The sequence below is a fragment of the Dysgonomonas sp. 37-18 genome, from assembly GCF_001899125.1.
GTDB lineage: Bacteria > Bacteroidota > Bacteroidia > Bacteroidales > Dysgonomonadaceae > Dysgonomonas.
This window is the reverse complement of record NZ_MKVC01000030.1, coordinates 224,838-238,188: the sequence shown is the minus strand read 5'-3', so window position 1 is coordinate 238,188 and position 13,351 is coordinate 224,838. Positions and strand designations below refer to the sequence as shown.

The window sequence follows — 13,351 nt, the reverse complement described above, 5'->3', positions numbered from 1 at the left end:
TAACTTATAATAGGTCTCTATCAGTAAACACTTTTCTTAGGTCTTCTGTTTGATCGACCAGACAAGTTTCAAAGCCAATCTCTTTACCTATTTCTATATTCGCTTTGCCATCATCAAGAAACAGAGTCTCGGACGGAATCATTCCCGAATCGGCAAGTATAAAGTCAAATATCTCCCTGTCGGGTTTTGCATGCCCTATCTCAAAAGAAAGATAGCATTTATCGAAATATGCCTGAATAGGCAAACCTTCGGGTGAGAAAGCCTCACTTGAAGCCCATTTCACTACAGATGGATTTGTATTGCTTAATAAATATACTTTATACTTTTTGCGAAGCTCTTTCAAAAGTTCAAATTTGTATGGAGGAATCCCCGCTAAAAAGCCTAACCAACCATTATCGATATCTTCGGCGGCAATATTATCATTACCGCATAACTTGCGGAATTCTTTATAAAAACCTTCAGGACTTATTTTACCTTCTTCGTACTCCAGAAATATTCCTTCTTGACGAAACTCACCTAAATAATCTTCAATATTAGGGAAGCCAATAGCCGTAAAACGGTTCAACGCTTCCTGTTTATTGAGGCTTATAATAACTCCTCCCAGATCAAAAAGTATATTTTTTATTTTTTGAGACATAACGTTATATTTATTATATGCGAAGTTAGTCAATTATTTTTACATGGCTGAGATAATTCATGCATGTTTAATAAATAACCTCCATAGATCAGAAATTGTAAAAAGGGACAAAAGTGACAGTATTTTACTTGTTTTTCGATGTTACTTTTACCCTTTACAATATTTATCACACATCGAACGGCTCTTTATAATAAGATAATAATTGAAGATAAAGCTAAACGAATTTATTACTTTTTTACTATCCCCTTTTATCTTCTTTGTAGAGATAACGAATCTCACTCGGATAAAAAATAGTATTTTTGTCTAGCTAAACATTATCGAAGTGCTTTATAAGACAAGAGGACTGGTACTGAATACCATAAACTACAACGACAAGTATTTGCTTGCTCAGTTATTCACCGAATCCTTCGGGCGAGTAACGTATATGGTGTCCAAAGCAAGAGGTAAGGGCTCAAAAGTTCCCAAATCTTTATTTTCGCCTTTAGCGATACTCGATATGGAAGTTGAGCATCAAAGCAATAGAGAGATCCAACGAATCAGAGAAGCCCGCTCCGATTTTTATTTATATGAGATAGCCGGAGATATGGGTAAAACGTCAATGACTTTTTTCCTTTCCGAGTTTTTGTCAAGGGTCTTAAAAGATGCCGACACCAGCCAATTGCTATTCGACTTTCTTGAGCAGTCGGTACAGATACTCGAGATGACGGATAAAAGCATAGCCAATTTCCATTTGGTATTTATGCTCAAACTGAGCCACTTTATGGGATTTTATCCTAACCTTGAAGAATACAGGGAAAATAATTTGTTTGATATGATAAACGGCGAGTTTGTTCATTATCAACCTTTGCATAATCATTATCTTAATAGGTACGACAGTAAAGCTTTATCTATGCTGGCTCGTATTACGTACGAAAATATGCATCATTTTGTTTTCTCTCGGCAAGATCGGATTAACATCATAAATAGAATATTGGAATACTACCGTTTGCATCTGTACGACTTTCCGGCACTGAAGTCACTCGATGTCTTACACGAATTGTTTTAGCATACGATTAATTATAATAAAATCTATAACTTTAGCGAATGACACTAGAAGAAGTACAAGAATCATATAAGGATCTTATAAAAAGAGAAGACGAAAAGCTGACCAAACTAAAAAGTGCTATTTTCCAGATCGGAACTTTGCGGTTAGTTACTATCTTGGGATGTATCCTCCTTTGCTGGGTAATGTGGGGACATACTGTTGCCGTTGTCTCTATTATTTTGATAACAGTCGTCATCTTTCTCTATCTGCTAAAATATCACAACAAACTATTTCTCAAAAAAAGATATTGTGAATTATTGATTAAGAATGCCGAAAGTGAGCTGAAAGGTATCGATTATGATTTTTCAACTTTCGATGGAGCACCTGAAAAGGTTAATGGTAGCCATAGCTATAGTGTAGATCTCGACTTATTTGGAAATCACTCATTCTTTCAGTCTATAAACCGTACTCTTACTTCTTTTGGCAAGAACAAACTAGCAGACTCCCTGCTAAAGCCCTTTGAGAAAAAAGATGATATTATTGCACATCAAGAAGCCGTAAAAGAATTGAGTCGTAACCCACGGCTACTCAACCACCTGAGAGCAACAGGACAGATGAGCGAAACCGAGGGACTGGATATAGATCACTTCTCCCGTCAATTTATGCAAACTCGCTTATTATCTGAAAGCTATTGGCGATACTTTGTATATATCGCCCCTGCTGTGTTTACTCTATCTATTATTCTAAGTTCTTTTGGATTGATGCCTATTCCAATACTAGGATCTTGTTGGACTATTTTCTTTATAGCAAGCCTTACTCCGATGAAAGACATTCGGCTGAAGATGAGTTTTTTTGAGAAGAAAATAGAGACCCTACAAACATACTCAAGCCTATTTGAAATAATAGAGACCGAAGAGTTTAAATCACCGTTATTAATCGAATTGCAAAATAAAATTAAAGATGGGGAACTTGCCTCACTAGCTATCCGCCAGCTAAAATCATATAGTAACAATCTCGATCAGTCATCCAATGTCTTGGGGTTGCTTCTTCTCAATCCCATTTTCTTCTGGAATATTATTTATTCAATAAAGATTGAAAAGTGGATAAGCCGCCATCAAGAAAATATCGGAAGCTGGTTAAAAGTTTTGGCAGAGTTTGACAGCCTGATATCTTTTGCTGTATATGCGTACAACCATCCGAATTATATTTATCCAGAGGCATCTGAAACATATATATTGGAAGGTAAAAACCTTGGTCACCCAATGCTCAATCGAGAGATGTGCGTAAGCAACGATGTAACAATAGAGAGCCATCCCTTTTTCCTTGTAGTTACAGGAGCAAATATGGCAGGAAAAAGTACATACTTGCGAACCGTAGGCATAAACCTCATGCTGGCTTGCGCCGGTGCTCCGGTGTGTGCCTCTTCATTGAAATTCTATCCATACAAGCTAGTAACCAATCTTCGCACCTCCGATTCTCTTACAGACAACGAATCTTACTTTTTTGCAGAACTTAAGCGTCTGAAGATGATAATCGACCGTCTGCAATCGGGCGAGCCGTTATTTATTATCCTCGACGAGATACTGAAAGGTACCAACTCGGAAGATAAGCAAAAAGGCTCTATTGCCTTGATGAAACAATTGGTGTCACTTGAGGCGAATGGTATCATCGCTACACACGATTTATTGTTGGGCGACCTTGAAAAAGAGTTTCCCGATGCTATAAAGAATTACCGCTTTGAGGCGGATATTAAAGACGATCATCTGTCATTTACCTACAAAATCAGGGAAGGAGTAGCTCAAAATATGAACGCAAGCTTTCTGATGAAGAAAATGGGTATTACCGGATTATGATCAACAACCTAACACTTAACTTATGGAAGACATTTTACACTACATCTGGAAATTCAAACTCTATCAGAAAGAACTGAAAACGACTGATGGTCGTCAGATAGAAGTTTTAGACGTAGGCTTGCCAAATACGAATGAGGGTCCCGACTATTTTAATGCTAAAATAAAAATAGATGGTGAACTATGGGCAGGAAACATAGAAATACATACAAGCTCAGATCAATGGAAAGCACATAACCATCATAAAAACAAAAGCTATAATTCGGTGATACTTCATGTAGTAGAGAAGGCTAATTGTGAAGTATTTAATGAACTGGGACAATCTGTTATCCAATGCGAGATAACGTATCCGCAGCATATAAAAGAGAACTATGATTTCCTCATTCATTCCAATACAGACATTCCGTGCCGCAACTATATAGGAAACGTTCCGCCTTTTCACCTCAACTCGTGGATGAATACCTTACTGATAGAGCGTCTCGAAAGAAAGGCTAATCATATAGAAAGCTTACTTAAGCGTTTCCAGAACTCGTGGGAAGATGCTTTTTATGTGCTGCTTACCAGAAATTTTGGATTTGGCCTCAACTCCGACTCTTTTGAGCGATTAGCGCTTAGTCTGCCATTGAGGTGCATTCAAAAACAAGGAGACAATATTATTCAAATAGAAGCTCTTTTATTCGGACAGGCCGGTATGCTTGATAATGTGAAAGTTGAAGACGATTACTTCTCTTTGTTGAAAAAAGAATATGAGTTTCTGAAAAATAAATATGATCTGAAACCGTTAGATTCATATATATTCAAAAGTATGAGATCACGGCCTACGGCTTTTCCTCAGATAAGAATTGCCCAACTGGCTTCTTTGTTGCATAGTTCACATGGATTATTTTCTAAAATTACAGCTTGTGATGATATCGGACGTATCCGGCTGATGTTTCATGTCAATGCCTCTGAGTATTGGCAAACCCATTACGCATTTGGAGTAACATCGGAACGCAAGTCTAAATATCTAGGTGATTCGTCTCTCGACATTTTACTGATCAATACTGTAGCTCCGATATTATTTATATATGGGAAAAGTATAGACAATGAAACCCTTTGCGAACGGGCTCTAAAGTTTTTGGAAATGCTAAAACCTGAACAAAATAGTATAACCAAGCTTTTTGCTAAATTGAAAATGCCATTAAACAGTGCAGCCGACTCACAGGCCATGATTCAACTGAAGAGAGAATATTGCGAACTTCGCAAATGTTTGTTTTGTAGAATAGGACATCAATTACTGGTAGAAAAATAAAAATAAAATGAAGTACATAGACCTTTTTAATCATCTAAAGAAGATCGAGAACTATACAGATAGTGAGATCGAGATAGATCAAAATTTGGTAATGCGTAACTTTACCTTCGACTCCAATTATCGTTTTATCCTTCCCGGAGGATTGGGCAATAACGATGATTATGAATTTATACCGAGTGTACCTGAAGATTATGAACCCGATGTGATTCAGGAAATGTTGAACAAGAGAGACGCTGAAATATTAGAGAATATCAAGTTCAGATATCACATGATAATGCCTAAAAAAGAAACAAAAGCGAAAGGCATTATACTCATGTTTCACGGCTTTAATGAGAAAACCTGGTATAAATATTTACCGTGGGCGAAGCATATAGTCGACAAAACGGGTAAATCAATAGTTATGTTCCCTATAGCATTTCATATGAATCGTGCTCCTGCGGTTTGGAGTAGTACGCGTGAAATGTACAGAGTAAGCGAGCAACGAAAAATGCGCCACCCCGATGTTATCTGTTCCAGTTTATCCAATGTAGCTATCAGTACACGTTTGCATAATAAGCCTCAACGTTTTATTTGGTCGGGGTTGCAAACTTACTATGATGTAATCGACTTTGTAGAGAATTTCAAGGAAGGACTACATCCCGCTATAGATAAGGATGCTTCTATCGATTTCTTTTCATATTCTATAGGTACATTCCTAGGCGAAATACTGATGATGAGTAACAAAGACGGGCATTTCTCTAACTCCAAGTATGCTACTTTTTGTGGAGGAGCAGTATTCAACAGACTATCACCCGTCTCAAAATTTATTCTCGACAGTGAAGCCAATGTAAGTCTTTATTCCTATGTCGTAGAACATCTGGATAGCCACATGAAGCGCGACGAAGTGCTTCGTCATTATATGCATACACATCCGGAAGGCAATAACTTCAGAAGCATGCTGAATTATAGAGTACTGACAGAATGCCGGGAGGAAGTATTCCGAAAAATGAGCCATCAATTTTATGCTATAACATTGGCAAAGGATGAAGTTGTTCCGGCCTATGAAGTGATAAATACACTGCAAGGTTCACGCAGGGATATCCCGATCAATATCGAAATTCTGGATTATCCATACAAATATATACATGAAGATCCATTCCCTGCACTACCAAAAATCGCAGATGAAGTAGACGAGCAATTCAGATTTACATTTGACAAAATCAGTGCTTTTCTCCAATCTTAGTGCTGTATTTTTTCTTTCTGAACTTAATATATGAGAAAGCAATAAGGGCAATTAATATGAGTACAAAACATACTTTGTAAACATCTATCGTGTTTAGTTGTTTTATTTGCAGAAAAATAAGTAGAAATGAAGATTGATAAAACAAACGCCGTCCGGCTTTTGGATAAAGAGAAAATAGAATATAAGCTTATTCCATATCAGGTCGACGAGTCCGATCTTAGTGCCATACATGTTGCCGAACAGTTACACGAGCCTGTTGAACAGGTTTTTAAAACACTGGTACTGAAAGGAGATAAATCCGGTTATTTTGTTTGTATTATACCGGGAGCTGAAGAGCTCGATTTGAAAGCAGCTGCGAAAATCTCAGGAAATAAGAGTTGTGATATGATACCAATGAAAGAGCTTATTAACATCACAGGATATATAAGAGGCGCTTGCTCTCCTATTGGTATGAAAAAATTGTTCCCGACCTATATCGATAAATCTTATGAAGTGTTCGAATATATTTACATAAGTGCCGGAAAAAGAGGTTTACAAATTCAGTTAAATCCGCTGGATTTAATACAAATAGTAAGCATAACAACCGGCAGCCTCACTAAATAAAGATTAAACATCTCTAAAGACATAGATTATTAGATCTTGTATGATAAAATGCTATCTCAATATGTTTTAAGACATCTTTTTTTTAACATCTTTATTCATAAAAAAAAGGAATATAATAAGAATAACCTCTACCTTTGCGTGGGGATCAAATGAGAACTTTATTATAGTTAGCGATTACTAAAAAAATTATTATAAAGAAAAAATGGCCAAAATAAAAGGAACAGTAGTTGTAAACGAAGAACGTTGTAAGGGCTGTGACCTCTGTGTGGTTTCATGTCCTTGTGATGTTTTAGAACTTCAACCTCGTGAAGTTAACAGCCGGGGCTATCACTACGTTTACATGAAAAATCCAGATGCTTGTATAGGTTGTGCCAATTGTGGTTATGTATGTCCTGACGGATGTCTCACAGTCTACAAGAAAAAATTTGAATAAATGATGACGAATCAATACAGCCTTTTCGCTTAGTAGATTCGTTTTTTTAATTAACCAAAAATTATGTCAGAAGAAATAGTTTTAATGAAAGGCAATGAAGCCATAGCTCATGCTGCAATTAGATATGGGACAGACGGATATTTTGGCTATCCTATTACTCCTCAATCGGAGATAATGGAAACGTTGATGGCCGAAGCACCGTGGAATACTACCGGTATGGTTGTACTTCAGGCTGAAAGCGAAATAGCATCTATAAATATGGTTTACGGGGGAGCCGGATGCGGCAAAGCCGTGATGACCTCATCTTCAAGTCCGGGTATGAGTTTAATGCTCGAAGGGGTGTCTTATCTTGCCGGAGCCGAATTGCCTTGTTTGTTAGTGAATGTTATGCGTGGGGGACCCGGATTGGGTACAATACAGCCATCGCAAGCCGATTATTTCCAAACTGTAAAAGGAGGAGGGCATGGCGATTATAACCTGATAACTCTTGCTCCTGCATCGGTACAAGAAATGGTGGACTTTGTTGCATTGGGATTCGATCTCGCATTCAAATATCAAACACCGGCTATGATACTTACCGATGGTGTTATCGGGCAAATGATGGAAAAGGTAAAACTTCCGGAATTTAAACGAAGAAGAACCGAAAAAGAAATACGCGAACAATGTCCTTGGGCTACTCTTGGAAAACCTGCTGATAGAAAACCGAATGTAATAACTTCGCTGGAACTTGATCCGTATAAGATGGAGATAAATAACCTCCGTTTTCAAGCTAAGTTTAAGAAGATAGAGAAAGATGTTTGTTTGCATCAGGAAGTAAACTGCGAAGATGCAGATTATATTCTTGTTGCTTTTGGGTCTGCTGCCCGCATATGCCAAAAGGCAATGGAAATAGCACGTGCTCAAGGAATAAAGGTGGGTCTTATACGCCCAATAACTTTGTGGCCGTTCCCATCGAAGGAGATTGACAAATATTCAACAAAGGTAAAAGGAATGCTTACAGTGGAAATGAACGCCGGACAGATGGTCGAGGATGTTCGTTTGGCTGTAAACGGTAAAGTTAAGGTTGAACATTACGGACGTTTGGGTGGAATTGTTCCTACTCCAAGCGAAGTAGTAGACGCCTTGCAGAATAAATTTGACTGTTGAAAAACGATATTAAGAGAGGCAAGTGTTTATCGCATTTGCGAGAATAGTAAGTAGGTCTGAGACCTTAAAATTCAAAGTTTAAACAATTATGAGTACAAATATTATAGATCCGGCTAACCTAGTATATGCCAAGCCTGCGTTGATGAACGATGTGGACATGCATTACTGCCCGGGTTGTTCACATGGTGTAGTTCATAAGTTGATAGCTGAGGTTATTGATGATATGGAATTGCGTGATAAAACAATCGGTATAGCTCCGGTTGGTTGTGCTGTGTTTGCATACAACTATTTGGATATCGACTGGCAGGAAGCTGCACACGGACGTGCTCCGGCACTGGCTACAGCAGCAAAACGACTGAATCCCGATAAAATGGTATTTACATATCAGGGAGACGGAGACTTAGCTGCCATTGGTACAGGTGAAACAATACATGCGGCAAATAGAGGTGAAAATATTGCTATAATCTTTATAAATAACGGAATTTATGGCATGACCGGAGGACAAATGGCTCCAACAACCCTTAGCCAAATGATAACATCAACATCTCCTAACGGACGCGATACTCACGAGAGTGGTTACCCTCTCAAGATTCTCGATTTGTTGGCTCAGTTACAAGGTGTTTGTCTGGCTACTCGTCAGAGCGTTCATACGGCAGCCTCTGTAAAGAAAGCAAAACGCATGATACGCAAAGCGTTCGAAAACTCGATGGAGAATAAAGGCACATCTATTGTAGAAATTGTATCTACATGTAATGCAGGATGGAAAATGTCTCCTCAGGCAGCTAACGATTGGATGGTAGAAAATATGTTTCCTGCATATCCATTAGGCGATTTGAAAAATATTTAAACAAAGAAACATGACACAAGAAATAATTATAGCAGGTTTTGGAGGACAGGGTGTATTATCTATGGGTAAAATCCTTGCTTATTCAGGTCTGATGGAAGATAAAGAAGTTTCATGGTTCCCTTCTTACGGACCGGAGCAACGTGGTGGTACAGCTAACGTGACTGTAATATTGAGCGACAGCCCCATCAGCTCGCCGATAGTAAATGAGTTTGATATTGCGATTATTTTAAATCAGCCGTCATTGGATAAATTCGAATCGCATGTAAAACCGGGAGGAATATTAATTTATGACCCGAACGGATTTCAACATCCACCAACACGTAAGGATATCAATATCTATAAAGTTGAAGCTGTGGATACAGCTATATTGATGAAAAATACGAAAGCATTCAATATGATTGTTCTAGGTGGATTATTGAAAGTAAGCCCAATGGTAAAACTCGAAAACGTTATGAAAGGATTGAAAAAATCTTTGCCGGAACGTCACCATGGTTTACTGCCTATGAATGAGCAGGCAATAATGAAAGGTATGGAGATAATACAAGAAGTTCAAAAATCTGAATAAGATTCCGTTTCTTTGAAAATAAAAAAGGATAGTAAAAAAAATTACTATCCTTTTTCTATATAAGTACCGTTAATTAATCTTAGAGCAGAAAATAATATTTAGAACACATCATTCAAATGTCTTACATAATTTTCTTGAGATTGTTTTATATTGGGGTTCTTCATCACGTCATAGAAGTGAAAACTCTTTACAGGCTCCATTCCTACAAAAGCATTCATCCGATGAAACCCGAACATAACACCTTCGTCAACACTATGTTGCTTAAAAAACTCACCTTCGATAGTAAATGCCTCTAAAGGAGCATTCCATGTCGTAGTAAGCATATACTTACGCCCTTGCAATGAACCTCCCGTACCATAATTGCGGGTGGGATTAGCCGAGCGCCTACCATCGCTAAAATAAATCCCTTTTTGATGACCTTCGGTAAAGACCTCGTCAATGTATCGTTTAAAATCATTCGGAATCTGAAACCACCAAATAGGGGTATGGTATACAATAACATCTGCCCATACAAACTTTTCAACTTCATCAGATAGATTATATTCATCATTGATATCAGTATATTTCACATCATAATCTTTATCTTTAAAGTAATCTACAGTCCAATCTGACAATGTCTTATTAAATTCTCCGCCCGAATGGGCAAATTTAGGAGCTCCATTAATTACAAATATTTTCTTCATGCTTATTCTTACGTTTTAATATTTAGTATTACAAAAATAAAGCCTTTTTATTAATCAGTAAAATAATATAAATTATACATTTGCATTATAATTATAATAACAAAATAAAGTGGTAAATTTTGAATGGTTCCGAACCTTTAAAGCAATATATGAAACCGGTTCCCTCACATCAGCAGCGAATAAGTTATATATATCACAACCCGGAGTAAGTCTGCATCTGAATTCTTTAGAGGCACATATCGGAAATAAATTGTTTGACAGAGGAACACGGAAGATGCTACCCACCGAACATGGCAACATGCTCTATAACTCAATTGTGGATGCCGTAAAAAAACTGGAGGAAGCAGAAAAACATTTTTACAGGAATGCCGATTCAGGCAAATCGAGTATTAGTATTGGCATGTGTTTTGAAACATTCCAACACGTACTGGAGCCTTTTATAAGTGAACTTCCATTTAACCTCATATCTAAATTCGGTATATATCAGGATATGTTGAGTGATCTGGATAAAGGTTTACTGGATTTTGTGATATCACCCCAAAAAGATGAATCTTTTAATATACAGTATATTCCATTTTCGAAAGAAAAAATCACATTGATAGCGGGATCGAAAAGTAATATTACGGAATTCTATAAGGTAATGCAAAAACCTGAAAAAGCAGAAGATTGGTTAAATAAACAAACGTGGTTTGGCACAACTGGGGATATGGAACATTTGCGAAATTTCTGGCTACATAATTTCAAGAAAAGGCCGGACTTTAAACCGAATTATATTGTACCCAATATAAGCTCTATTATACGTTGTATCTCAGGCAAAGAAGGATTTGCCATTATACCGGACTTTTTAGCAAAAAAGGAATTAGAAGATGGTAATATACAACTGGTATGGGAAGGGTATACGCCTCTCGAGAACATATTATATTTCGCCCAACGCAAGAAGACAATCTATAAGAAAGAGCTAGATATACTACAGGAGATTTTTATGACGCAAATGTCTATTGAGTAACATAAAAGTAAGAAAGGGTGATTTCTCACCCTTTCATTCTATAGTAGTTACCTTATTGAGGCAGCTTAAGATTTGTCAACACAGGAACTTTTGTTGTTCTTACTTCTGTGTGATGCTTATCATGCTGTTGTTCAAAAATTACAATCTCATTTTGTCCTTTTTTCAGCCATACACCGGGAACATATAACGTTTGTTGAGGACCTACATTCCAATAACGCCCGATGTTCTTACCATTTATAAAGACAATACCTTTCTCCCAATCTTCCATATCGAGGAATGTATCTCCGGTTTCTGTCAGATTGAATGTTCCTTTATATAAAGCCGGAGCACCCAGAAGACGTTTAGCAGCTGATTCTGTATTACTATATACACTTGATTGTTGCATCTTACTAAAATCAGGAGCTTCATCCATCGGTATCTGATACATTTGCCAATCACCTTCTATCTCCATTCCGTTTATTACAACTGGGCTGATGATTCCTTTTGTGTTATGAACAATCTCAGATCCGTAATTGATACGTCCCATGTTCTCCACTAAGATTTCTAACGTAGAATTGAATGGTATTTCGACATCTATAGAATATTTATTAAAGTATCGATTAAGTTCCCCTACTTTTTCATCATTTGCATATACAGTGGCATAATCACGTAATCCATTTATTTCCAGAGTTCCATTTATTGGCTGATTGAAGTGCTTTTTATACAGAACATAACCGTAGCCTTGGTTCAACTGCTCGAAAGTCATAGGTTTATTATTTTCCACTACTTTTGAGTTCAATCCGTCTAATGTAGCTATCTTGTCAAGTTTAATAGACGGGATCTCTATCACAGGAATAGCATCGGGAGCCTTAGGCAAAGAGTAATTGACATATTTTTTAATTACATTACGAAGCGAGTCGTATTTTGGCGTTACCCATCCCGCTTCGCTTATAGGTGCATCGTAATCGTAGCTAGTGAGATCGGGCTGAATATCATGTTTCTTATCATAGTTAGCACCACTGGTAAAACCAAAATTAGTTCCGCCATGCACCATGTAATAGTTGATAGACACATTATTTTGTAAATACTTTTCTGTTTGACGGGCTATACTTGTAGCACTTATTTGTGGATGAGGTTCGAGCCAGTGAGCAAGCCATCCGGGATAAAACTCTGCAACCATATAAGGTCCTTGTCCTCCATTATACTTATCTACGGCTTTTTTTAAATTCTCTATATTACTTTCCCCATTTGCAGTTGGTAAAGCCCCTGGAACAGCGCCTCCTTCAAATAACCAGCTTCCATCCGAAGTAAAAGATGGAACATCGAAACCTGCATCTTTTAATTGCTGAACGATTTTTGCATTATATCGACGATGTTCTTCTAATGGAATATCTTTACGTTGGGAGACATAAGATCCGAACTCATTCTCTGCCTGCACCATAACAATAGGGCCACCTTTAGTTATTTGCAAGTTTCCAACTTCCTTATACAATCTATTTATATATAACTGGGTATATTTTAGAAATTGTTCGTTATCACGTCTCAATTCCAAACCCTCTACATTCTGAAGCCACCAAGGATAACCTCCAAATTCCCACTCAGCACATACATACGGACCGGGACGAAGTATCACCATCAATCCTTCTTCGCCAGCTATTTTTATATATTCCGCAAGATTCTTATCTCCTGTAAAATCCCACTTACCAGGTTCGGGTTCATGAATATTCCAGAATACATAAGTAGCCACAGCATTCAGTCCCATTGCTTTAAGCATCTGCATACGATGACGCCAATATTGATGAGGAATACGCGGATAATGCATTTCGCCTGAAATTATTCTTACCGGTTTTCCGTCATATACAAAATCTCCGTTCTTAATCTCAAACGTATGTTTCTTCTGAGCAAAAGAACTGATGGAAAAAACGAATAATAATATAAAAAAGGTTGAACAAATCTTTTTAAACATGGTTTTCTTTTTAAATTACTAATTTAAAGCTATATATTATTATAAATTAAATTCACGTTTATAAACTCAATTATAAGTGTTTACTACATTAAATATTCT

13 protein-coding genes are annotated in these 13,351 nt (G+C 37.2%); 10 read left to right on the top strand and 3 right to left on the bottom strand.

Annotated elements, in window-relative coordinates; translation table 11 throughout:
- Positions 1-4: 4 nt before the first annotated feature.
- A complete protein-coding gene (locus BGO84_RS11940; protein WP_291029437.1) occupies positions 5-637 on the bottom strand; it encodes an HAD family phosphatase in 633 nt (210 codons plus the stop codon).
- A gap of 322 nt (positions 638-959) precedes the next feature.
- Here BGO84_RS11940 and recO point away from each other — a divergent pair, with 322 nt between their 5' ends.
- The 9 genes from recO to BGO84_RS11895 all read left to right on the top strand — a co-directional run bounded on the left by recO (position 960) and on the right by BGO84_RS11895 (position 9,618).
- Positions 960-1,682: a DNA repair protein RecO gene (gene recO, locus BGO84_RS11935; protein ID WP_291029435.1), complete on the top strand. Its 723-nt coding sequence runs from the start codon at positions 960-962 to the stop codon at positions 1,680-1,682.
- A 38-nt stretch (positions 1,683-1,720) separates the two neighbouring features.
- The gene (locus BGO84_RS11930; protein WP_291029433.1) at positions 1,721-3,514 is read left to right on the top strand and encodes a MutS family DNA mismatch repair protein; all 1,794 of its coding nucleotides are present in this window, start codon (positions 1,721-1,723) and stop codon (positions 3,512-3,514) included.
- Positions 3,515-3,536: 22 nt separating this feature from the next.
- Entirely contained in the window at positions 3,537-4,802 is a 1,266-nt protein-coding gene (locus BGO84_RS11925) for a DUF2851 family protein (protein ID WP_283686265.1), read from the top strand.
- Positions 4,803-4,809: 7 nt separating this feature from the next.
- A complete protein-coding gene (locus tag BGO84_RS11920) occupies positions 4,810-6,024 on the top strand; it encodes a DUF6051 family protein (RefSeq protein WP_135103794.1) in 1,215 nt (404 codons plus the stop codon).
- 126 nt (positions 6,025-6,150) lie between these two features.
- Positions 6,151-6,627 carry a Cys-tRNA(Pro) deacylase gene (ybaK, locus tag BGO84_RS11915; RefSeq protein WP_291029431.1) on the top strand — a complete coding sequence of 159 codons (477 nt, stop codon included), beginning with the start codon at positions 6,151-6,153 and terminating at the stop codon, positions 6,625-6,627.
- Positions 6,628-6,829: 202 nt separating this feature from the next.
- Complete coding sequence (locus tag BGO84_RS11910) at positions 6,830-7,060, top strand: 4Fe-4S dicluster domain-containing protein (protein ID WP_006842397.1); 231 nt, start codon at positions 6,830-6,832, stop codon at positions 7,058-7,060.
- A gap of 63 nt (positions 7,061-7,123) precedes the next feature.
- The gene (locus tag BGO84_RS11905) at positions 7,124-8,206 is read left to right on the top strand and encodes a 3-methyl-2-oxobutanoate dehydrogenase subunit VorB (protein WP_006842396.1); all 1,083 of its coding nucleotides are present in this window, start codon (positions 7,124-7,126) and stop codon (positions 8,204-8,206) included.
- Between the two features lie 88 nt (positions 8,207-8,294).
- Positions 8,295-9,053, top strand: coding sequence for a thiamine pyrophosphate-dependent enzyme (locus tag BGO84_RS11900; RefSeq protein WP_006842395.1), 759 nt, complete (start codon positions 8,295-8,297; stop codon positions 9,051-9,053).
- A gap of 10 nt (positions 9,054-9,063) precedes the next feature.
- On the top strand, positions 9,064-9,618 hold the full coding sequence (locus BGO84_RS11895) for a 2-oxoacid:acceptor oxidoreductase family protein (protein ID WP_006842394.1): 555 nt from the start codon (positions 9,064-9,066) through the stop codon (positions 9,616-9,618).
- A gap of 98 nt (positions 9,619-9,716) precedes the next feature.
- Here the strand turns inward: BGO84_RS11895 and BGO84_RS11890 are convergent, their stop codons facing one another.
- On the bottom strand, positions 9,717-10,301 hold the full coding sequence (locus BGO84_RS11890) for an NAD(P)H-dependent oxidoreductase (protein WP_291029429.1): 585 nt from the start codon (positions 10,299-10,301) through the stop codon (positions 9,717-9,719).
- A 109-nt stretch (positions 10,302-10,410) separates the two neighbouring features.
- On the opposite strand from BGO84_RS11890, the gene BGO84_RS11885 reads away from it, so the two are divergent.
- Positions 10,411-11,307: a LysR family transcriptional regulator gene (locus BGO84_RS11885; protein ID WP_291029427.1), complete on the top strand. Its 897-nt coding sequence runs from the start codon at positions 10,411-10,413 to the stop codon at positions 11,305-11,307.
- 52 nt (positions 11,308-11,359) lie between these two features.
- On the opposite strand, the gene BGO84_RS11880 is transcribed toward BGO84_RS11885, so the two are convergent.
- Positions 11,360-13,252: a beta-galactosidase family protein gene (locus tag BGO84_RS11880; protein WP_291029425.1), complete on the bottom strand. Its 1,893-nt coding sequence runs from the start codon at positions 13,250-13,252 to the stop codon at positions 11,360-11,362.
- Positions 13,253-13,351 lie beyond the last annotated feature (99 nt).

Bases quoted from the DNA above. Each gene is read 5' to 3' on its own strand.
- BGO84_RS11940 (WP_291029437.1), bottom strand. From the start codon at position 637: ATGTCTCAAAAAATAAAAAATATACTTTTTGATCTGGGAGGAGTTATT.
- BGO84_RS11930 (WP_291029433.1), top strand. From the start codon at position 1,721: ATGACACTAGAAGAAGTACAAGAATCATATAAGGATCTTATAAAAAGA.
- BGO84_RS11925 (WP_283686265.1), top strand. From the start codon at position 3,537: ATGGAAGACATTTTACACTACATCTGGAAATTCAAACTCTATCAGAAA.
- BGO84_RS11920 (WP_135103794.1), top strand. From the start codon at position 4,810: ATGAAGTACATAGACCTTTTTAATCATCTAAAGAAGATCGAGAACTAT.
- ybaK (WP_291029431.1), top strand. From the start codon at position 6,151: ATGAAGATTGATAAAACAAACGCCGTCCGGCTTTTGGATAAAGAGAAA.
- BGO84_RS11910 (WP_006842397.1), top strand. From the start codon at position 6,830: ATGGCCAAAATAAAAGGAACAGTAGTTGTAAACGAAGAACGTTGTAAG.
- BGO84_RS11905 (WP_006842396.1), top strand. From the start codon at position 7,124: ATGTCAGAAGAAATAGTTTTAATGAAAGGCAATGAAGCCATAGCTCAT.
- BGO84_RS11900 (WP_006842395.1), top strand. From the start codon at position 8,295: ATGAGTACAAATATTATAGATCCGGCTAACCTAGTATATGCCAAGCCT.
- BGO84_RS11895 (WP_006842394.1), top strand. From the start codon at position 9,064: ATGACACAAGAAATAATTATAGCAGGTTTTGGAGGACAGGGTGTATTA.
- BGO84_RS11890 (WP_291029429.1), bottom strand. From the start codon at position 10,301: ATGAAGAAAATATTTGTAATTAATGGAGCTCCTAAATTTGCCCATTCG.
- BGO84_RS11880 (WP_291029425.1), bottom strand. From the start codon at position 13,252: ATGTTTAAAAAGATTTGTTCAACCTTTTTTATATTATTATTCGTTTTT.